At 62.9% G+C, this 19,961-nt stretch carries 18 protein-coding genes; 11 read left to right on the forward strand and 7 right to left on the reverse strand.

What is annotated here, in order from left to right; all coding sequences use genetic code 11:
• Positions 1-5 precede the first annotated feature (5 nt).
• From AC5RU9_RS06575 to tkt, 3 genes are read right to left on the reverse strand one after another with little or no spacing between them, the layout of a single operon-like run.
• Positions 6-1,637 carry a glucose-6-phosphate isomerase gene (locus AC5RU9_RS06575; protein WP_494015808.1) on the reverse strand — a complete coding sequence of 544 codons (1,632 nt, stop codon included), beginning with the start codon at positions 1,635-1,637 and terminating at the stop codon, positions 6-8.
• A gap of 6 nt (positions 1,638-1,643) precedes the next feature.
• Positions 1,644-2,762 carry a transaldolase gene (gene tal / locus AC5RU9_RS06580; protein WP_494015809.1) on the reverse strand — a complete coding sequence of 373 codons (1,119 nt, stop codon included), beginning with the start codon at positions 2,760-2,762 and terminating at the stop codon, positions 1,644-1,646.
• A 31-nt stretch (positions 2,763-2,793) separates the two neighbouring features.
• Complete coding sequence (gene tkt, locus AC5RU9_RS06585) at positions 2,794-4,911, reverse strand: transketolase (RefSeq protein WP_494016066.1); 2,118 nt, start codon at positions 4,909-4,911, stop codon at positions 2,794-2,796.
• A 435-nt stretch (positions 4,912-5,346) separates the two neighbouring features.
• Here tkt and AC5RU9_RS06590 point away from each other — a divergent pair, with 435 nt between their 5' ends.
• The 5 genes from AC5RU9_RS06590 to AC5RU9_RS06610 all read left to right on the forward strand — a co-directional run bounded on the left by AC5RU9_RS06590 (position 5,347) and on the right by AC5RU9_RS06610 (position 10,964).
• Positions 5,347-6,309: a heme o synthase gene (locus tag AC5RU9_RS06590; RefSeq protein ID WP_211712632.1), complete on the forward strand. Its 963-nt coding sequence runs from the start codon at positions 5,347-5,349 to the stop codon at positions 6,307-6,309.
• A 265-nt stretch (positions 6,310-6,574) separates the two neighbouring features.
• Positions 6,575-6,955, forward strand: a complete 381-nt coding sequence (locus AC5RU9_RS06595; RefSeq protein ID WP_211712633.1) for a peptidase inhibitor family I36 protein — start codon at positions 6,575-6,577, stop codon at positions 6,953-6,955.
• 46 nt (positions 6,956-7,001) lie between these two features.
• The gene (locus tag AC5RU9_RS06600) at positions 7,002-7,868 is read left to right on the forward strand and encodes a hypothetical protein (protein ID WP_494015810.1); all 867 of its coding nucleotides are present in this window, start codon (positions 7,002-7,004) and stop codon (positions 7,866-7,868) included.
• Positions 7,869-7,890: 22 nt separating this feature from the next.
• Entirely contained in the window at positions 7,891-9,000 is a 1,110-nt protein-coding gene (locus AC5RU9_RS06605) for a peptidoglycan-binding protein (RefSeq protein WP_494015811.1), read from the forward strand.
• Positions 8,997-10,964, forward strand: a complete 1,968-nt coding sequence (locus AC5RU9_RS06610) for an ATP-binding cassette domain-containing protein (protein ID WP_494015812.1) — start codon at positions 8,997-8,999, stop codon at positions 10,962-10,964. Before AC5RU9_RS06605 ends, AC5RU9_RS06610 begins: the two co-directional genes overlap by 4 nt.
• Here the strand turns inward: AC5RU9_RS06610 and AC5RU9_RS06615 are convergent.
• From AC5RU9_RS06615 to AC5RU9_RS06625, 3 genes are read right to left on the reverse strand one after another with little or no spacing between them, the layout of a single operon-like run.
• Entirely contained in the window at positions 10,961-11,905 is a 945-nt protein-coding gene (locus tag AC5RU9_RS06615; protein ID WP_494015813.1) for a COX15/CtaA family protein, read from the reverse strand. The two genes, AC5RU9_RS06610 and AC5RU9_RS06615, sit on opposite strands and share 4 nt — an antisense overlap.
• A gap of 47 nt (positions 11,906-11,952) precedes the next feature.
• Positions 11,953-12,717, reverse strand: a complete 765-nt coding sequence (locus tag AC5RU9_RS06620; protein WP_494015814.1) for an ABC transporter permease — start codon at positions 12,715-12,717, stop codon at positions 11,953-11,955.
• The gene (locus AC5RU9_RS06625) at positions 12,714-13,679 is read right to left on the reverse strand and encodes an ABC transporter ATP-binding protein (RefSeq protein WP_494015815.1); all 966 of its coding nucleotides are present in this window, start codon (positions 13,677-13,679) and stop codon (positions 12,714-12,716) included. The genes AC5RU9_RS06620 and AC5RU9_RS06625 overlap by 4 nt, the downstream gene beginning before the upstream one ends.
• Positions 13,680-13,789: 110 nt before the next feature.
• Between AC5RU9_RS06625 and AC5RU9_RS06630 the strand changes: the two genes are divergently transcribed.
• From AC5RU9_RS06630 to AC5RU9_RS06655, 6 genes are read left to right on the forward strand one after another with little or no spacing between them, the layout of a single operon-like run.
• The gene (locus AC5RU9_RS06630; protein WP_494015816.1) at positions 13,790-14,611 is read left to right on the forward strand and encodes a helix-turn-helix transcriptional regulator; all 822 of its coding nucleotides are present in this window, start codon (positions 13,790-13,792) and stop codon (positions 14,609-14,611) included.
• On the forward strand, positions 14,611-16,074 hold the full coding sequence (gene sufB / locus AC5RU9_RS06635) for a Fe-S cluster assembly protein SufB (protein ID WP_211712641.1): 1,464 nt from the start codon (positions 14,611-14,613) through the stop codon (positions 16,072-16,074). The genes AC5RU9_RS06630 and sufB overlap by 1 nt, the downstream gene beginning before the upstream one ends.
• Before the next feature lie 2 nt (positions 16,075-16,076).
• Entirely contained in the window at positions 16,077-17,390 is a 1,314-nt protein-coding gene (gene sufD, locus AC5RU9_RS06640; RefSeq protein WP_494015817.1) for a Fe-S cluster assembly protein SufD, read from the forward strand.
• A gap of 21 nt (positions 17,391-17,411) precedes the next feature.
• Entirely contained in the window at positions 17,412-17,768 is a 357-nt protein-coding gene (locus AC5RU9_RS06645; RefSeq protein WP_211712643.1) for a non-heme iron oxygenase ferredoxin subunit, read from the forward strand.
• Between the two features lie 43 nt (positions 17,769-17,811).
• Positions 17,812-18,597 (forward strand): Fe-S cluster assembly ATPase SufC, encoded by a 786-nt coding sequence (gene sufC, locus AC5RU9_RS06650; protein WP_494015818.1) that lies wholly within the window; start codon positions 17,812-17,814, stop codon positions 18,595-18,597.
• 13 nt (positions 18,598-18,610) lie between these two features.
• Complete coding sequence (locus tag AC5RU9_RS06655; protein WP_211712645.1) at positions 18,611-18,943, forward strand: metal-sulfur cluster assembly factor; 333 nt, start codon at positions 18,611-18,613, stop codon at positions 18,941-18,943.
• Between the two features lie 87 nt (positions 18,944-19,030).
• On the opposite strand, the gene ypfJ is transcribed toward AC5RU9_RS06655, so the two are convergent.
• Complete coding sequence (gene ypfJ / locus AC5RU9_RS06660; protein ID WP_494015819.1) at positions 19,031-19,936, reverse strand: KPN_02809 family neutral zinc metallopeptidase; 906 nt, start codon at positions 19,934-19,936, stop codon at positions 19,031-19,033.
• Positions 19,937-19,961: the final 25 nt, after the last annotated feature.

Here is a 19,961-nt window from a genome sequence, read left to right on the forward strand (position 1 = left end):
GTGCCTTAGCTTTCGAGTGCGCTGGCCTGGCCGGCAAGCGCAGCGACGACGTCCTGGAGCTGCGCTACACCTGCGGCGCGCTCGGTGAGGTGCAGGCGCAGCACAGGACGGCCGTGGCCTTCAAGGACCTGGGCGTCACCCGATGCCTGCGCGGCGATGAGCTGGCCGAACGTGAACGGGCGCTCCGGGATTTCGAGATCGGTGGAAGCGGCGGCAGTGACCTGCAGGAAAACGCCGATAGCCGGTCCACCCTTGTGGAACTGGCCGGTGGAATGCAGGAACCGGGGACCCCAGCCGAACGTGACCGGGCGGCCGCTCACAGCAGCAAGTTCATCCCGGATCCCCTCAAGGGGGGCGTAAGAAATGCGATCCAGGTACGCCTGGACGCTCAGGTAACCGTCCGGGCCGAGCTGGTCGAGGAGCGCCTGCACGGCTTCGGCCACCGTCGCAGCAGAACCGAGCCAGTCACCACCGCGCACTTCCACCACACCGTCAGTGAAAGCGGCCGGGGTGGGCTCCGGGCGGGCATCCAGCAGCCCACGGGCTGCCACTTTGGCGGCTTCGACGTCGGGCTGGTCAAAGGGGTTGATTCCCAGGAGGCGGCCGGCAACTGCCGTGGCGAACTCCCAGACGAACATCTGGGAAGGCAGGCCACCGGCGATTGCGACCTCGTTTTCGCGGAGTTCGACGTCGGCATCCGCACCGACCAGCCGCACCACCAGGACGTCCTCGGCTCCGTTCAGGGCCTCAGGGGACTCCGGACCGGCAACGACCGGCAGGACACCGGTGCCCAGCTTGCCGGTGGACTCGGCAATGAGCTGTTCTGCCCAGTCGGCGAAGCCAACAATGCCGGAACCGTCCTCGGCAATGACGATCTTGTTGCGCAGTGGGTTAGTGCCGCCGAGGGCGATGCCCAGGGCCAGGCCGATGTTGTCTGCCGAGTCCTCGTTGAGGATCTCGGCTGCCTCTTCCGCTTCGTCCAGGAACGCCTGGATGTCCACTCCGGCAAGGCCACAAGGAACCAGGCCGAAGGCGGTGAGTGCGGAGAAGCGTCCGCCCACGTTGGGATCGGCGTTGAACACCGCGCGGTAGCCTGCCTCGCGGGAAGCCTTGTCCAGCGGCGAACCAGGATCGGTGACGATGATAATGCGGCTCTTGGCATCGATACCGGCGTCAGTGAACGCCTTCTCGAACACGCGTCGCTGCGAATCGGTTTCCACGGTGGAGCCGGACTTGGAGGAAAGGACGATGGCCGTTTCCGCCAGCCGGTCAGCCAGGGCAGCGCTGACCTGTTCGGGGTCGGTGCTGTCCAGCACGGTCAGCTCGACGCCTGCGGTGCCGGCAATAACCTCGGGAGCCAAGGACGATCCACCCATGCCACAGAGGACAATGCGTGAGACGCCTTCGGCGCGGAGGGAATCACGAAGTTCCAGGATGTCCCCGACCAAGGCCTGGGACACCGTGGCGGCTTCTACCCAGCCGAGGCGGATCGCCGACTCGGACTCCGCATCAGGTCCCCACAGGGTGTGGTCCTTGGCGAATATCCTCGTGGCGATCTTTTCTTCGACCAGGCCGTCGATGTGCTGGGCGATGGCCTGCTGGGCGGCACCGCTGGCGTCGTAGCTGATTGTGCTCATGGTGGGTTAGGAAGCCTTCCGTGCGGTGACGAGTGCGCCTTCGACGTCGGCGAGGAGTTCCTTCCAGGAGCCAACGAACTTCTCGAGGCCTTCGGTCTCCAGGAGGGTGACGACGTCGTTGTAGGAGACTCCCAGCGCTTCGAGGGCGTTGAGGGTCTCGTTCGCTTCGTCGTAGGTCCCCGTGATGGTGTCTCCAGTGACGACGCCGTGATCGAACGTAGCGTCGAGCGTCTTCTCCGGCATGGTGTTGACCACTCCGGCGGCGACGAGCTCGGTCACGTAAAGGGTGTCCGGGTATGCCGGGTCCTTGACGCCGGTGGAGGCCCACAGCGGGCGCTGGGGCAGGGCTCCGGCCTCGGCCAGGACAGCCCAGCGCTCGGTGGCGAAGAGTTCTTCGTAGACCTGGTAGGCCAAGCGGGCGTTGGCGACGCCGGCCTTGCCCTTGAGTGCTTTGGCTTCGTCGGTGCCGATCGCATCGAGGCGCTTGTCGATCTCGGAGTCAACGCGGGAAACGAAGAAGGAAGCCACGGAGTGGATCTTGGAGAGGTCGTGGCCGTTCTCCTTGGCCTGCTCAAGGCCGGACTGGAAAGCGTTGATGACGGCGCGGTAGCGCTCCAAGGAGAAGATCAGGGTCACGTTGACGCTGATTCCCTCGGCCAAGGTTGCCGTGATGGCTTCGAGGCCTTCCAGGGTTGCCGGAATCTTGATGTGGACGTTGTCCTTGTTGACCTTTGCGTAGAGGTGCTTGGCCTCGGCAATGGTTCCCTCGGTGTCCCAGGCGAGGCGGGGGTCCACCTCGATGGATACACGGCCATCGACACCGTTGGTGGCAGCGGCGATCGGTGCGAAGAGATCGCAGGCGTCCGCAACGTCCGTGGTGGTGATTTCGAAGATGGTCTCTTCGACGCTCGCGCCGGCAGCGGCCTTGGCGGCGATGGTGGCGTCGTAGTCGGTACCCGCGGTGATGGCGGCGTGGAAGATGGACGGGTTGGTTGTGACGCCAACCACGTTCTTCTCGTCAATCAGCTTCTGCAGGGTACCGGTGTCGAGGCGGGTACGGGAGAGGTCATCGAGCCAGATCGAAACGCCGGCGTCGGAGAGATTCTGCGTGGGAGTAGTAGACATGTGTTTTCTCCTGTTTTGGGGGTTCAGACTGTTACGCGTTGGTGTCTGCGAGGGAGTCTTTGGCTGCGGCCGCAACGGCTTCGGCGGTGATGCCGAACTCGTTGAAGAGCCGCTTGTAGTCAGCCGAGGCGCCGAAGTGCTCCAAGGAGATGGAACGGCCTGCGTCGCCCACGAATTCCTTCCAGCCCAGTGCCAGGCCGGCTTCGACGGAGACACGGGCCTTCACCGCGGCGGGGAGCACGGACTCGCGGTAGGCCTCGTCCTGCTTGTTGAACCATTCAACGCAGGGCATGGAAACCACGCGGGCTGCGATGCCTTCGGCCTGGAGGGCTTCGCGGGCAGCGACGGCGAGCTGGACCTCTGAACCGGTGCCGATCAGGATGACCTGCGGGTCAACCGTTTCGCCGTCCTTGGAGGCTTCGGCAAGGACGTAACCGCCCTTGGCAACACCTGCAGTGGAACCGAAGGTGTCACCCGCAGCCTCACCTTCGCCGCGGGCGTAGGTGGGGATGTTCTGGCGGGTCAGCACAATGCCGGCCGGGTTCTCGTGGTTTTCCAGCATGGCCTTCCATGCTGCCGAGACCTCGTTGGCGTCGCCGGGGCGGACAACGTCCAGGCCCGGGATGGCGCGGAGGGTCGCGAGCTGCTCCACGGGCTGGTGGGTGGGTCCGTCTTCGCCCAGTCCGATGGAGTCGTGTGTCCAGACATACAGGGACGGGACACCCATGAGGGCGCCGAGGCGGATGGCAGGGCGCTGGTAGTCGCTGAAGATCAGGAACGTGCCGGAGAAGGCGCGGGTACGGCCGTGCAGGGAGATGCCGTTCACGATCGACGCGGCTGCGTGCTCACGGATACCGAAGTGCAGGACACGTCCGTACGGGTTGCCCTTCCAGGCGTCCGTGGAACGCGACGTCGGAATGAACGAGGGCGAGTCCTCGATGGTGGTGTTGTTGGACTCTGCAAGGTCGGCGGAGCCGCCCCAGAGTTCGGGCAGGACCGGGCCAATAGCGTTCAGGACCTTGCCCGAGGCTGCACGGGTGGAAACGTCCTTGCCGGCCTCGAACACCGGAAGTGCAGCATCAATGCCAACGGGGAGCTTCTTGGCTTCAACGCGCTCAAGCAGTGCAGCGGCGTCCGGGTTGGCGGCCTGCCATGCTTCGAACGAGCTCTGCCAGGCAGCACGCGATTCAGCGCCGCGGTCCAGGACCTTGCGGGCGTGCGCCAGGACTTCCTCGTCAACGTCGAAGGACTTTGCCGGGTCGAAACCGAGCACGGTCTTCAGGGCTGCAACTTCTTCGGCACCGAGGGCGGAGCCGTGGATCTTGCCGGTGTTCTGCTTCTTCGGGGCCGGGTAGCCGATGATGGTGCGCAGCGAAATGATGGACGGCTTGTTCGTCTCAGCCTTCGCAGCCTGCAGTGCCGAGTACAGTTCCTGGACGTCTTCGACGTAATCGCCGGTCTTGGTCCAGTCCACGCGCTGGGTGTGCCAGCCGTAGGCTTCGTAGCGCTTGAGGACGTCCTCAGTGAAGGCGATGTCGGTGTCGTCTTCGATGGAGATGTGGTTCTCGTCGTAGATCACTACGAGGTTGCCCAGTTCCTGATGGCCGGCCAGGGAGGATGCCTCGGACGTGACGCCTTCCTGGAGGTCGCCGTCGGATGCGATAACCCAGATGGTGTGGTCGAACGGCGATTCGCCGGCGGGAGCATCGGCGTCGAACAGGCCGCGCTGGCGACGCTGCGAGTAGGCGAAACCGACGGCGGACGCGAGGCCCTGGCCGAGGGGGCCGGTGGTGATCTCCACACCGGCGGTGTGCTTGTACTCAGGGTGGCCCGGGGTCAACGAACCCCAGGTGCGCAGCGCCTCAAGATCCTTCAGTTCCAGGCCATAGCCGGAAAGGAAAAGCTGGATGTACAGGGTCAGCGAGGTGTGGCCGGGGGACAGGACGAACCGGTCGCGGCCAATCCAGTCCGGGTTCTTCGGGTCGTGGCGCATCAGCTTCTGGAACAGCAGGTACGCTGCCGGAGCCAAGCTCATTGCCGTACCAGGGTGGCCGTTACCGACCTTCTCCACGGCGTCGGCGGCCAACACGCGAACGGTGTCAACAGCCTTCTTGTCCAGATCGGTCCATGACAGTTCTTGCTCTTCCAAATGTGGCACGAAAACCGAGCCCCTCTCTGTGCTGACGGCAGGCGTACGGACAGCACGCAGGAAGCACAGGATGGCGCCCGCTGCAATGTGTCTACCAGCCGTTCACCATTGAAACGTTGATCTCTCATCCAGACGCACGGATATCCGAGAATACGGTTTCCCGGATGGTCAACGTGTGCTGATCTGCTCACCAGCTTAGCCCTAAACGTGTCATGGAACTCAGGGAATCCCACTAACTGGACAGAAATTCCCTTATATGAATCACGATGGCCCGGCGCGGGAGTGAAGATTCGGAAACATTGACGAATTTTGCGGACATTGGGCCACTTCCGTCCACGGTATGATATTTGGAGGCCACCAGCGGTTCATGCGCCCGTGTTTGCTTTCGAAAACCGGGACGGCAGCCGCTGCGAGAACCCCAGAGCATAGAACAGAGTGACTGCCGCCGTGAGCACAACTGATACGCCCGTCAACGCGTCCCCGGCCCGGGGAAGCATTGGAATGTCCCGTAAATTCAAGGCGTATCTGGCTCTGACCAAACCCCGTGTCATCGAACTCCTGCTGGTCAGCACGCTGCCCACCATGATCTTTGCGCAGCGGGGATTCCCCTCCATTGGGCTGATCCTGGCAACTTTGGTCGGTGGCGCCTTCGCAGCTGGCAGTGCCGGGGTTTTCAACTGCTACATCGACCGCGACATTGACAAACTGATGCACCGGACCGAGAAGCGTCCGCTGGTCACCGGCGAAGTGACTCCCCGGGAAGCACTGGTCTTCGCCTGGATCCTTGGTGCCGCTTCCATCGCGATCCTCTGGTTCGGCGCGAATCCGTTGTCCGCATGGCTGGGCCTGGGGGCCATCGTTTTCTACGTGGTGATCTACACCATGATTCTTAAGCGCCGCACTGCCCAGAACATCGTCTGGGGCGGCGCGGCCGGTTGCTTCCCGGTCCTCATCGCCTGGGCTGCTGTCACCAACACCGTCGAGTGGCCGGCGATCGTCCTCTTCATGGTCATCTTCCTTTGGACGCCTCCGCACTACTGGCCGCTGTCCATGCGCTACGGCGAGGACTACCGGAACGCCAACGTGCCCATGCTTGGAGCCATCGCCGGCGCCAAGGTGGTCTCCGTACAGGTAGTTCTTTACGCCTGGGCCATGGTCGCCTGCTCGCTCCTGATGATTCCTGTCGGCGGAGCCGGCTGGGTCTACACCATTGCTGCCGTCGCTGCCGGTGCCTGGTTCCTGTACGAGAGCCACGCCCTCTACAAGCGCGCGCAGGGCGGCGACGTCTCCAACAAGGGAGCCATGAAGGTCTTCCACGGGTCCATCAGCTACCTGACGCTGCTGTTCATCGCGCTGGCAGTCGATCCCTTCATTGGTTCACCGCTCATCGGCGGCTAAGCCGGCTCTTCAGTTACCCAACGCAAAGGCACGACGCCGCCACTTACCCGGGTGCGGCGTCGTGCCTTTTGCTTTCACCCACAGCAGCACGCCTCTAACACCACCTATGCGGCTTCCTTCAACACCTAGTTCAGGGCTCCCAGCACTCATTTTCAGCTCCAACACCACCTAGTTGTGCTGGATGCCGACTAGGTGTCGCAACATACCCCCTACCGTTCGAAGCGGAACAAAGCTGTTCCATTTCCGACGAAGGTTTGGGGAAGCGATGAAGAAGCTATTGCGTACTGCCGGAGTGATGACCATTGCCGGGGCTTCGGTCCTGACGGGCGTTTCCGCCGCCCAGGCCGCCCCGGCATGCTCCACGGCAAGGGTGTGCCTCTACGACGATTATTGGTTTACCGGAACGCAGCGAACCTTCGGCTGGGTGACCTCCAACGTCGGAACTGCAGCGAACGACAAGGCAAGTTCCCTGGTGGTAGGGCCGCCCGCTGATCCGGCTTCTCCGTACGTCTATTTCTACGTTGATGACAACTTCTCGGGATACAGCATCATCTTCCGGGGCGGGAACGCCATGAACGACCTGAGGGGCAGTGCCATGGTGGCGGGCAGGAACTGGGACGACGAAATTACGAGCGTCTGGGGCTGACGGATTGCGCAGTGCAACGACCCTGCTTCAAGCCGTAGGCAGTGCTGTGACGATGCTGGTGGTTTCGGGCATCGTCACGGCCTGTTCGCCCGTGGGCCAAGTCCCGGCCGCGCCAACGTCGACGCCGAGCCTTCCTGTTGTGGATCGCGCAGCAGGAGCAGGTGCGCGGGCGGTCCTCAACGAGGCCACTGGAGAGGTTGTGCTCCCGATGAGTGCCTACTGGTACTCCGACCGGGAGAACGTCCTGGTCAATTCCGCGGTGGCATTCCTGATCTACGACTGCGTCGAGGACGCCGGATTCACCGTGGCGCCTTGGGGTGGCGACGGCAAAGCGCTTCAAGACCGCCGATACGGGCAGTGGTCCAAGACACTGGCTGCAAAAAACGGCGTCAAGCCCGAGATCCGCAAGATTGCCGGTGTAATGCCGGAACAACCGGACCGGCCCGCCCTCAGCGCCGAGCACCAGCAGGCAGAAACCAAGTGCAGCAACACAGTGGGGCGGGCCGGTTTCCCGGAATTCCTTGAAGGCTTGGCCGGTGATTTGTCAGTCCAGCAACAGATTACCCAGGACGCCGTGGGGCTCACGGCCCGTGACCCGGAATATCTGGCGTATCGAGAAGACTGGCAGCGGTGCCTGGCTGAGAAGGGCCTGAAACTGGTGGCTGGCGACACCTGGACTGTCGCGTCGGGTGGCTCCAAGGAAGACGAGATCCGCGTGGCGGTACTCGACGTTGACTGCAAGGAATCCAGTGGTGGCGCCAGAAAACCTTATGACATCTTCGCGCAGTACCAAGCGGCCTTGATGAAAGGCCATCAGGCCGAGCTCAACGTCCTGGCTGAACAGAAGGCGGCGGCTGTTGAGAGAGCCAAACAGGTTCTTCGCGACCACGGCGTGGCCGATGCGCGGCTCTGAGACGAGCCTCGACGGTCCCGCCATGAAACGCGTACCCCGCTGGTGGCTTGTGGTGGTGGCTGTTGTCGTGGCGCTGTCGGGGATGTTGGCTGCCTATTGGGCCGGCTCGCAAGCTGCTTCCATGGCAACCTCAACACAGGACACCCCTGAGGTGATTCCTGTGTCGGCCACCGTCGAGCGCCGCGCTGTGGCCCAACAAGTCACTGTTGCCGGGAAAGTGGTGGCCGGCAAAACGTCTCCAGTCACCGCGAGTCTTTCAGATGGGATAGACAGGCTAGTCCTTACTTCCACACCCAAGGCCGTGGGGGATTCCGTGGCGCCAGGTGAATTGCTGGCTGTCGTATCCGGACGTCCCCTTCTGGTGATGCCTGCCAACGTTCCGATGTATCGGGACTTGGTGGCGGGCGACTCCGGCCCTGACGTCCGGGCGCTGCAAGAGGGCCTGGCTGGGTTCGGGTTTGCGGTGAAGGCAACCGGGACCTTTGACCAGCAGACCCAAGATGCCCTTGAAGCCTGGTACAAAGCAGCGGGGTTCTTCGCCCCCACTTCATCCATCGTCGACGCAAGCAACAAGTCCGCACCTGCTGTGATGTTTCGTTGGCGGGACTTCGTTCAGGTTCCGGGTGATACCGGAAGAGTTGCTTCGATTGCCGCGACTGGCGCGGTCCTCGCAGAGGATGGCGTGGTGGCACAGATCTCCGTAGCCGAAGACACGATCGTAGCCAGGGCCACCGTGCTCCAAGCTGGGAACTTCGCCGTCGGATCCTCAGTGACCGTCAGGGCAGGAACGGTAAGTGTGAATACCTCAGTGACGGCTGCCGGCGCATTCACTGAGGGTGACAGTGGCAACAATGTTGTGCCGGGGATGGACATTACATTTTCCATCCCTTCGGGGACCGTTGGTTTGGCACCCGGGCAGTCCGTCACGGCGACGTCCGGAAGCGTGCCGGCCGAGTCGCTCGCGGTGCCGCTCATTGCCATTCGACAGGAGTCGGGAATCGCCTATGTCCAACTTGGCGCGGACGAGGGTTCGAAACGGATAGACGTCACAGTGACAGCCCAGGCTGACGGTTGGGCTGCGTTGGCCGACGTCCAAGGCATTGCCGTGGGCGACAAGGTTCTGCTGCCGTGAGCGTTGAAGGGCAGCTCGCGCCCAGCATCGACCCGCTCGCGGTGGACCCCCTGATCTCCCTGCGGCATGTCAGCCGGGAGTTTCCCGGGGCCAAAGCCGTGGAAGACGTCAACCTGGACATTCGGGCAGGGGAATTCCTGGCTATCGTCGGGCCCTCCGGCTCCGGCAAATCGACCCTGCTCAACATCCTGGGCCTGTTGGACGCGCCGACTGGCGGAACGTATGTAGTGTTGGGCGCCGATGTCGGTGTTCTCCCGATCAGGCAGCGGACAGAACTCCGGGCAAGGACCTTCGGGTTCATTTTCCAGGAGTCCCACATGGTGGGACGGGACGCCGCTGCCAGAAACGCGGTTCTGGGGCTTCGCTCTCGCGGAGTTGCCTGGAAAGAGCAGAAGCGCTTGGTTATTCCCGCCCTGCGCAGGTTCGGCCTGGAGGACAGGGCACAAACCCCCGCCTCCTTGCTCTCTGGCGGAGAGCGGCAACGCCTGGCCATTGCACGGGCGGTCATCGGAGCGCCCACCGTGGTTCTGGCCGACGAACCCACGGGAAGCCTGGACACCGCCAACGGACGCGTGGTGGTGGATCACCTACGGCAGCTACAGAAGGGCGGCACCACGGTAGTTGTGGTCACGCATGACCCTGGCATCGCAGCATCTGCGGACCGAACCATCACCATGCGGGACGGACGCATTATTGACGACACGGGACCCGTTTTCCCTGCAGAACAGGGCGGACAGAAACACTTCACAGCCGGCGAACATCCTCCCAGCCTGGACCGGCGTCGCAGGCATGAGGTCATCGACCTTGTCGCTGACGCGCTGTCTGCCCTGACCACCCGCCCAGCCAAGGCCCTGCTGTTGGTTCTTGCTTTCCTTTTGGGCAGTGGTGGGCTCGTCGCGGCCGTCAGCCTCAGTGAAAGTGCCGCCGTCAAGGTTTCCGCACGCATAGACTCGGCGGCCAATGATGAAGTCCGGGCCACACGGGTGGGCGGTTACGATTCCTGGGCGGCTGTGTCGACGGATCTGATGGCGTCGAGCCTTCTTCCCGGGGTCACCGCTGCCGGCGTGGTCGCCGAAATCCCGGCCAGCGAGGCACAGCCTTCGACGTTCCGGCCGGACTCCGTCCCGGAAGCACCTCCATTCGGTGGTGCTGTCCTCATTGCAGACGCCGCCTACCTCCGCCTGCAGGGCGCCAATGTCTCCTACGGTGATATCGCCCTGCTTGACCATTCATTCGGGGCACCGGTGGCCTTCCTGGGCCGGGACGCCGCGCGTCAACTGGGCGTTGCGAAGCCAGGCCCCGGCGTCGTGGTCTGGCTCTATGGGCAACCCGTATCAGTGGTGGGAATCATCAACAACCCCGGACGCGACCCCATTCTGGATGGCGCTGTGGTGGTGGGCGTTGGGTCGTATCCAATTGCTTCAAACAAGATGGCTGCCACCCTGGTCCTTCGTACCCGCACGGGCGCGCCGGCCGCCATAGCAGAAGCGCTCCCCAAGGCCCTGAGTCCCGCATCACCAGAAGCAGTCGAGGTGCAGACCGTTGCTGATCTCAGGGAGCTCAAACACGGGATTAACACTGACCTGGGTCGAATGGTTGCCATGGTTTCGGTAATACTCCTGGCAATCGCAAGCTTGAGCGCAGGCACAACAATGTATGTGGGGGTCCTGGCACGGACCCAGGAGATAGCGCTGAGGCTGGCCCTCGGTATGCGCAGGGGCGCCTTGGCGTCCCTGTTTCTGGTGGAGGGTGCGTTGGTGGGTACGCTGGGCGGGGTGGCCGGCGCCGCCGCAGGAATGGGCGCTGCCCTTGCCTATTCGGCGAACGAGGGATGGCTGCCCGTTATACCGGCGGATGCGGCCATCCTGGGTATCGCGGCGGGTCTGCTGAGCGGCACCGTGTCAGCGGTCTATCCGGCAGTGGTGGCGTCGCGGGCTAACCCCGCCCAGCTCATCCGTAGCTAACGCTGCGGGCTGGAACGTGCGACGTCGGCCGCATTGGTTGAGGCGCTCATCAGCACCGCAGCGCCAAGCATGTGGGCGCCCACCAGCAGGGCAGGAATACCGTTGTAGTACTGGGTAAAGCCGATGACGGCCTGGAGCAAGGTCACGCCCAAGAGGAGGTATGTCGCCGTCCGGAACGGTCCGACAAGCTTGTGCCGGAACACCAAGTACAGGGCGAAAAGGGTTCCGCCGGTGATCAGGTAGGCGGGGACGGCGTGGATGTGCGAGAAAAGGTCCCAGTCAAGGTCGTTGCGTGGCGCATCGGCGTCGCCGGCGTGCGGTCCCGCTCCTGTGACTACGACGCCCAGCATGACGGAGAGCGCCGAGAACACTGCAACAGCGAGCATGAGCGGACGGGCCACGGTCGGCAGTACAGGCAGGGTGCGGTTCATGAACTTGCCGGTGCGGCCGTAAGCCCGGTTGACCAGCAGGGTAGCGAGAACCACCAAAGCCATGGAGACCAGGAAGTGCAGGCCCACCACCCAGGGGTTGAGGCCGGACAGGACAGTGATACCACCAATGAGTGCCTGAGCCGGGATGCTGGCCAGAAGTCCCAATGCCAGCAGGAAAAGGTCGCGGCGCTCCTTGCGAAGGTTCCACAAGTACACCAGCATCAGTGCCGCAACGGCAGCCAGGGCGAAGGTCAGCAGTCGGTTGCCGAACTCGATGAACCCGTGAACACCCATTTCCGGCGTGTTCACCAGCGAGTCACTGGTGCAGCGAGGCCAGGTGGGACAGCCCAGACCGGAAGCGGTAAGGCGGACTGCGCCACCGGTGACAACCAGGACTGTCTGCCCAATGAGCGAGAACAGGGCGAGACGGCGGACCGTCTTGTTGACCTCAGTCGGCAACTTGGACGTCAGTCGCTGGACGGTTTTCGGGAGGCGCGAAGCCGTGCTCACAGTTTTCTCACTTCTCAGTTCTGCATTGTTGGTTGATACCGGGCTGGTTAGTTCCACTTGAACCAGCGGATGGCGGCGGCACCGGCCACCACGGTCCACAGTATGAGGATCACGACGGCGGCAAGGGGGACAGTACCGTGCAGGAACGCTTCCCGCAGGGCCTCACCCAATGCTCCGGAGGGAAGGAAATGCACGATGCTCTGGACCAATGCGGGGAGTCGTTCGGCCGGTACGACGATTCCGCCCAGGGCGCCAAAGAGTATCCACACCAGGTTGGTGATGGCCAACGTAGCCTCGGGGCGAACTGTGCCCGCCACGAGCAAACCCAGCGCAGTGAAGGCCGCGGCGCCAAGGATCAGCAATCCAAGTCCCGGAAGCCAAGCCTCTGGGCGGGGCTGCCAGCCCAGCAAGCCCGCCACTGCCCCCACTACCAGTACTTGGAGCACCAGGACCACCAGGACTGCCAGGACCTTACCGGCAATCAACCCGGTCCGGCCCAGGGGAGTGGTGGACAGGAAACGGAGGACACCGTACCGGCGGTCAAAGCCCGTTGCGATGCCCTGGCCGGTGAAGGCCGTGGACATGGCGCACAGGGCCAGGATTCCGGGGGTGGCTACATCCACCCGCGAGCCACCAAGGCCGTCAAGCAATGGGGTGACAGCCAAGCCCACCAGCGCCATCAGGGGCAGGACGATCGCGAGGATGAGTTGCTCACCGTTGCGCAGCATGGTGATGGTTTCGTAGCGCCCTTGCTGCATGATCCGGCGGGGCAGTGATGCCGGTCCCGCGTTGGGTGAAAGCAGTTTGCTCATCGGACGTCCCTTCCGGAGATGTCAAGGAACACGTCTTCCAGGCTGCGGGCTTCCAGGCGCAGCGAGGCGGGCATGATGTTCCGTTCTGCCCACCAGGCCGTCAAGGCAGCGAGATCCTTGGGAGTGAGTTCGCCGGTTACCGAGTAACTGCCTGATCGGCTCTCGCTGACCCGCAACTCCCCGCCAAGGACGCCTGTGAAGTCCAGGCCTGGGGGCGCATCGAAAAACAGGGTCCGGTCCGTAACAGTGGCGTCAGTAGTGTGGTCGTGTTGCAGAAGCCCGGCAACAGTTCCTTCCACTACGTTGTGGCCCCCGTCGATGATGTAGACGTAATCCGCAAGGCGTTCGGCGTCGTCCATCAGGTGCGTCGTCAGGACGATCCCCATTCCGGCGTCGCGAAGTTCCGCAATCAGGTCGAAAACCGTCTGGCGCGACTGTGGGTCGAGTCCCGCGCTTGGCTCATCCAGGAACAGGATCTCCGGGTTTCCCACCAAAGCCGCTGCCAACGCCAGCCGCTGCTTTTGGCCGCCGGAGAGCCGGCGCACAGTGGTGCGGCTCAACTGGTCGATTCCCAGGCGCTGCACCAGTGCGTCGATATCCATGGGGTTTTGGTACATTCCGGCAATGTGCCGGAGCAACGGGATGGGACGGGCCGACGGCGGCAGGCCACCATCCTGGAGCATAACGCCAACGCGGGACCTCAGCTGGGCCCCGGCCGTATCCGGGTCCTCACCGAGCAGGGAAATGCTGCCACCGGTCCGCTTCTGCAGACCTTGGGCACACTCAAGCGTGGTGGTCTTACCGGCACCATTGGCCCCGAGCAGGGCCGTCACTTGACCGCGCTCAGCCACCAGGGACAGCCCGCTGACTACCCGGAGCATCTTGCCGTCAAGGGAGGCCAGGGGGCCTACATCCTTAATAAGTCCGTCTATGGTGAGGACAGGGGAATCGGGTGATCGCACCAAAGTATTCTACGGGAAGTAGTACGGTCACACTTGGCGGGCAGGCGAAGGTCAGTCTTGCCTTACTGGATGCATGAAACAAATTACGACATGATTGTGTTGTGTATTCCATGAGCAGTCCAGTTTCCATGCCCCCCAAACGGCATGCTGCAGCGGCAGGGGCACCCGTTGCCGCGCCTGCGTTGCCGGACGCGGATGACCGCACCCGTGACCGCGTCCTCAGCGCCGTCCTCGAGAACGGTCCCGTGAGCGCCGCCGAACTCGGCGACCTCCTCGGATTCACCCCCGCCGCGGTTCGCCGGCACCTTGACCATTTGGAACGCACTGGCGTCATTGAGGTCAAGAGGGTAGCGAAGGCCGGATCAGGCGCAGGCCGCCCCGCACGACGGTACGTGCTCAGCTCCCGGGGACAGTCCAAGCTCGGCGACGATTACCTGAACATCGCCAGTTCAGCGCTCAGGCGGCTCCAGGAACTCGCCGGAGAGGACGCCGTCCGCGAGTACGCGGAAGAACGCTTCGCGGACATGGAACGCCGGTACGCCCCCGAAGTCGAAGCAGCCGGTGACGACATCACGGCCCGGGCGCTTGCCCTGTCGAAGGCCCTGAGCCGCGACGGATTTGTTGCCTCGGCACATTCCATCGAAGCAAAGGCACCCCTGCCGGCGGCATTGTCCAGCGTGCAACTCTGCCAGGGACATTGCCCCATCCAGCGCCTCGCCGCTGAATTCCCCGTCTTTTGTGACACCGAAACCAAGGTCTTTTCCCGCTTGGTCGGCGTCGACGTCCGGCGGCTGTCCACGCTCGCGCAGGGCGGACACGTTTGCACCACCCACATACCTACCGGGCGCTTGGCTGCCACGGTGCCTACAGGTGCCGAAGAGCAGTCCGTGAGCCCGTACCAGGAATCAAACAACCAGCAAGAAAGGCCGTGATGACGGACCAAATAGCAGAGAAAGCGGTAGCCGACGGCACTGTGATCTCGGAGATTCTGGAGAAGAATCCCGAACTGCACGGTATCGGAAACTACGAGTACGGCTGGGCCGACAAGAACGACGTAGGCGCCAACGCCCGTCGTGGCCTCAACGAGGAGGTCGTCCGCGACATCTCCTCGAAGAAGAACGAGCCCGAATGGATGCTCGATCTGCGCCTTAAAGGCCTGAAGTACTTCGACCGTAAGCCCATGCCCACCTGGGGTGCAGACCTCTCCGGCATCGACTTCGACAACATCAAGTACTTTGTGCGTTCCACCGAGAAGCAGGCGGCAACGTGGGAAGACCTTCCGGAAGACATCCGGAACACCTACGAGAAGCTTGGCATCCCCGAAGCTGAGCGCAGCCGCTTGGTATCCGGTGTCGCGGCACAGTACGAATCCGAGGTCGTGTACCACCAGATCCGTGAGGACCTGGAAGCCCAGGGCGTCATCTTCCTGGACACCGACACCGCGCTGCGCGAGCACCCCGAGATCTTCCAGGAGTACTTCGGCACCGTCATCCCGGTGGGCGACAACAAGTTCGCTTCGCTGAACACCTCGGTATGGTCCGGTGGATCGTTCGTGTACGTACCCAAGGGCGTACACGTGGATATCCCGCTGCAGGCGTACTTCCGCATCAACACCGAGAACATGGGCCAGTTCGAGCGCACGCTCATCATCGCCGATGAAGACTCCTACGTTCACTACATCGAAGGTTGCACGGCGCCGATCTACACCTCGGATTCCCTGCACTCGGCTGTCGTGGAGATCATCGTGAAGAAGGGCGCCCGCGTCCGCTACACGACCATCCAGAACTGGTCCACCAACGTGTACAACCTGGTCACCAAGCGCGCCATCTGCGAAGAGGGCGCCACCATGGAGTGGATCGATGGCAACATCGGTTCCAAGGTGACCATGAAGTACCCGGCCGTCTACCTCGTTGGCGAGCACGCCAAGGGTGAGACACTGTCCATCGCCTTTGCAGGCGAGGGCCAGCACCAGGACACCGGTTCCAAGATGGTTCACATCGCCCCGAACACCAAGAGCTCCATCATTTCCAAGTCCGTGGCCCGCGGCGGCGGCCGTGCAGCTTACCGCGGCCTGGTCCAGGTCCGCGAGGGCGCCAAGCACTCGGCCAACACGGTCCGTTGCGATGCCCTCCTGGTGGACACCATTTCCCGCTCGGATACGTACCCGTACATCGACATCCGCGAGGATGACGTTGTCATGGGCCACGAGGCCACCGTTTCCCGCGTCAGCGAAGAGCAGCTCTTCTATCTGATGTCCCGCGGCATGCCCGAAGACGAGGCCATGGCCATGATCGTGCGCGGCTTTATTGAGCCGATCGCCCGTGAACTCCCCATGGAGTACGCCCTTGAGCTGAACCGCTTGATTGAACTGCAGATGGAAGGGTCCGTCGGTTAACAATGACTGATATCACAACAGAAAAGGCGCGCATCGGCGCGCCCTCGGCCCAGCCGTTTATCAACGGCTTCACCGAGGAAGGCGAGAACCTTTCGCCCGTCAACACCGGAACGAACACCAGCACGACGTCGGAGCAGCCTGCCGCTGGTCCGCTCGGCGGCGCTTCGGCCAAGAGCCACTCGCATGGTGGCGGCGTGGGCATCCCCGACAGCTCCCGCGCAGGCCGTCTCACCTCATACAAGCTGGCCGACTTCAAGCCGTTGAACGGCCTTGAGGAAGACTGGCGCTTCACCCCGCTAAAGCGCCTGCGCGGCCTCCACACTGAGGTGCTCAACGGCGCAGCTCCCACCGTCAGCGTCACGGCGCCTGCCGGCGTCGTGGTTGAGACCGTGGGCCGCGACGACAAGCGCATTGGCCAGGCAGCCATCCCGGAGGACCTCGTGTCCGCCAATGCATGGGAGAACTTTGCCGAAGCCACGGTTGTCACCGTCCCCGCCGAACTGCAGGCCGAAAGCGAAGTTTCGGTCCTGGTCACCGGCGCCGGAGAGGCACCGGCAGCCCAACACATCGTGATTGTGGCGGAACGCTTCTCCAAGGCTGTCGTTGTCCTTGACCACCAGGGCACTGCCGTGGTGTCCGAGAACGTCGAGATCATCGTCGAAGACGGTGCTGAACTGACAGTGATCTCACTCCAGGAATGGGCTGATACCGCTGTCCACGCGTCATCGCAGCAGGCAAAGATCGGCCGCGATGCCAAGTTCAAGCACATCGTGGTCAGCCTTGGCGGCGACCTCGTGCGTGTCACGCCGTCCACCCGCTTTACCGCACCTGGCGCCGATGTCGAGATGTTCGGCCTCTACTTCGCCGATGCCGGGCAGCACCTGGAGCAGCGCCTGTTCGTTGACCACGCCGTGGCCAACTGCAAGTCGCGGGTCCTTTACAAGGGTGCCCTGCAGGGTCGCAATGCCCACAGCGTGTGGGTCGGCGACGTCCTGATCCGCAAGGAGGCAGAAGGCACCGACACCTACGAGGCCAACCGCAACCTGGTCCTCACCGACGGCGCCCGTGCCGACTCCGTGCCAAACCTTGAAATTGAAACGGGTTTGATCGAGGGTGCCGGCCACGCCAGCGCCACCGGCCGTTTCGATGACGAGCACTTGTTCTATCTCATGGCCCGTGGCATTCCCGAAAAGGTTGCCCGCCGCCTGGTGGTCCGGGGCTTCCTCAACGAGATCATCCAGCAGATCAAGGTTCCGGCGATCGAAGAGCGCCTGACCGCAGCTGTTGAGCGCGAACTCGCCGCGACCGACAACTAAGACAGGCCAGGCAGGACAACCATGAGTGAAGAAACCAAGGGCGAACTGGTATGCAACGCCAATGACATCCAGGTCAAGCAGGCGCTGCGCGTCCTGATCGATGACTACCCCGTAGCCATTGTGAGGGACTCGATGGGGGAGATCCACGCCATCGCCGATACCTGCTCGCACGCGGACATCTCGTTGTCCGAAGGAGAGGTTGAAGGCTGCGCGATCGAGTGCTGGGGCCACGGTTCCCAGTTCGACCTGCGCAGCGGCCAGCCCCTCCAGCTGCCTGCTTATGACCCCGTCCCGGTTTTCGCCGTCACCATCGATGGCGACGACGTCTACGTGGACGTGACCAACGTTGTGAACGGTGCCTCGGTAGATAACTACTGAGCACCCAGTACCGCCAGACTTACGAACGAAAAGAAAGAAGAGCATGTCAACTCTTGAGATCAAGGACCTGCACGTCAGCATTGAGACGGAGCAGGGTACCAAGGAGATCCTGAAGGGCGTCAGCCTGACCATCAAGACCGGTGAAACCCACGCCATCATGGGTCCCAACGGTTCGGGCAAGTCCACCCTCGCCTCCACCATCGCCGGCCACCCGCGTTACAAGGTCACCAGTGGCACCATCACCCTGGACGGCGAAGACGTCCTGGAGATGAGCGTCGACGAGCGTGCACGTGCAGGCGTCTTCCTGGCCATGCAGTACCCGGTAGAGGTTCCCGGTGTGACCATGACCAACTTCCTGCGCACCGCCAAGACCGCCATCGACGGCGAAGCGCCGGCCCTTCGCACCTGGACCAAGGACGTCAAGGCAGCGATGCAGCAGCTGCGCATCGACGCTGACTTTGCCCAGCGCAACGTCAACGAAGGCTTCTCCGGTGGCGAGAAGAAGCGCGTCGAGATCCTCCAGTTGGAACTCTTCAAGCCGAAGTTCGCCATCCTCGACGAGACCGACTCCGGCCTTGACGTCGACGCTTTGAAGGTTGTCTCCGAAGGGGTTAACCGCGCGCACGAAGAGGGCAACATGGGCACGCTGCTCATCACCCACTACACGCGTATCCTCCGCTACATCAAGCCTGACTTCGTTCACGTGTTCGTTGACGGCAAGGTTGTGGAAGAGGGCGGCCCCGAGTTGGCAGACCGCCTTGAAGAAGAGGGCTACGACCGCTACGCCGCAGGCGCCGGCGTTGCCGTTGCTCCTGCCGTACAGGCCTAGTTAGGATCATTCCATGACCGAAATCAACACGGCGCGCACCAGCCTCGAGGATGTAGAGGAGGCGCTCAAGGACGTCATTGACCCCGAACTCGGAGTCAATGTTGTGGACTTGGGACTTCTTTACGGGCTCAAGTATTCGGAAGAGGACGGCGCCCTCCTGATCGACATGACACTGACAACAGCGGCCTGCCCGTTGACGGACGTGCTTGAAGAGCAGGTTGGCAAGTCCCTCGACGGAGTCGTTGACGATTGGCGCCTGAACTGGGTATGGATGCCGCCGTGGGGTCCCGAGCGGATCACCGACGACGGCAAGGACCAGATGCGGGCCCTCGGCTTCAACATCTGATCAGCATGTTTCACCCGCTCTCCGCGGGAAAAAGAATGGTTCCGGGCAATGTGCCCGGAACCATTCTTTTTGTTAACAGCGAAGGTCTTAGGGAGCGGCAACTCCGAAGGTGTCGCATTTGTTGATGTCACCCGTGGTGTAGCCCTGGTAGAACCACTTCTGCCGCTGTGCGCTGGAACCGTGCGTCCACGATTCCGGGGATACCCGGCCGGTGGCCGCTTTTTGAATGCGGTCATCGCCGACGGCGGAGGCGGCCGACAGCGCGTCCTGCAGGTCCTGTTCGGTCAGGGGATCCAGGAACGGCTTGCCGCTTGCATCGGTTTGCGTTGTGGCGTGCCGGACCCACAATCCTGCGTAGCAGTCGGCTTGCAGTTCCACCCTGACACCACCGGACTGGGGACCTTGCGGGTCCTGCTGGGCCTTATCGAGGTTGCCCAGGATGTTCTGCACATGGTGTCCAAATTCGTGGGCCACCACATACTCCTGCGCCAGGGGGCCGCCGGAGGAGCCGAAGCGGGTCACCAGTTCATCGAAGAAGCCGGGATCGAAATAGGCTTTCACGTCGGTGGGGCAGTAGAAAGGACCCACGTCCGTGGTGGCTGGCCCGCAACCGGTGTTGGTGGCTTGGTCGAAGATGACTGTCCCCGGGCGGGAATACTGGACGTTGTACTGGGCCAGATAGTTCGGCCAAAACGCATTGAGGCTGTTGACCGTACCCGTGATCCGGCAATCAAGTCGTTTGTCGGCGTCGGCTCCGGTCTGGCACTCCTGGAGGCCTCCCGCGCCTGCGGTGCCGCTTTCGATGGCAGGTGGTTGGCTACCGCCGCCTGTCAGATCGCCCAGGATGCTGGGATTGATCCCGAAAAGGGCCAGGAGCAGCACCACGATGCCGCCTCCGATTCCACCACCGATCTTGGTTCCGCGGCCCATTCCGCTGCCACGTCGGTCTTCCACCTGGGAAGGGTCAAGCTGTGCACCGTCATTGAAACTCATACAGTCAGAATAGACGTCACTTTTG

The sequence above is a fragment of the Arthrobacter sp. B0316-5-4 genome (assembly GCF_059090325.1).

Bases quoted from the DNA above. Each gene is read 5' to 3' on its own strand.
- AC5RU9_RS06605 (WP_494015811.1), top strand. From the start codon at position 7,891: ATGAAACGCGTACCCCGCTGGTGGCTTGTGGTGGTGGCTGTTGTCGTG.
- ypfJ (WP_494015819.1), bottom strand. From the start codon at position 19,936: ATGAGTTTCAATGACGGTGCACAGCTTGACCCTTCCCAGGTGGAAGAC.
- sufD (WP_494015817.1), top strand. From the start codon at position 16,077: ATGACTGATATCACAACAGAAAAGGCGCGCATCGGCGCGCCCTCGGCC.
- AC5RU9_RS06645 (WP_211712643.1), top strand. From the start codon at position 17,412: ATGAGTGAAGAAACCAAGGGCGAACTGGTATGCAACGCCAATGACATC.
- AC5RU9_RS06595 (WP_211712633.1), top strand. From the start codon at position 6,575: ATGAAGAAGCTATTGCGTACTGCCGGAGTGATGACCATTGCCGGGGCT.
- AC5RU9_RS06655 (WP_211712645.1), top strand. From the start codon at position 18,611: ATGACCGAAATCAACACGGCGCGCACCAGCCTCGAGGATGTAGAGGAG.
- AC5RU9_RS06630 (WP_494015816.1), top strand. From the start codon at position 13,790: ATGAGCAGTCCAGTTTCCATGCCCCCCAAACGGCATGCTGCAGCGGCA.
- AC5RU9_RS06575 (WP_494015808.1), bottom strand. From the start codon at position 1,637: ATGAGCACAATCAGCTACGACGCCAGCGGTGCCGCCCAGCAGGCCATC.
- tal (WP_494015809.1), bottom strand. From the start codon at position 2,762: ATGTCTACTACTCCCACGCAGAATCTCTCCGACGCCGGCGTTTCGATC.
- AC5RU9_RS06620 (WP_494015814.1), bottom strand. From the start codon at position 12,717: ATGAGCAAACTGCTTTCACCCAACGCGGGACCGGCATCACTGCCCCGC.
- sufC (WP_494015818.1), top strand. From the start codon at position 17,812: ATGTCAACTCTTGAGATCAAGGACCTGCACGTCAGCATTGAGACGGAG.
- sufB (WP_211712641.1), top strand. From the start codon at position 14,611: ATGACGGACCAAATAGCAGAGAAAGCGGTAGCCGACGGCACTGTGATC.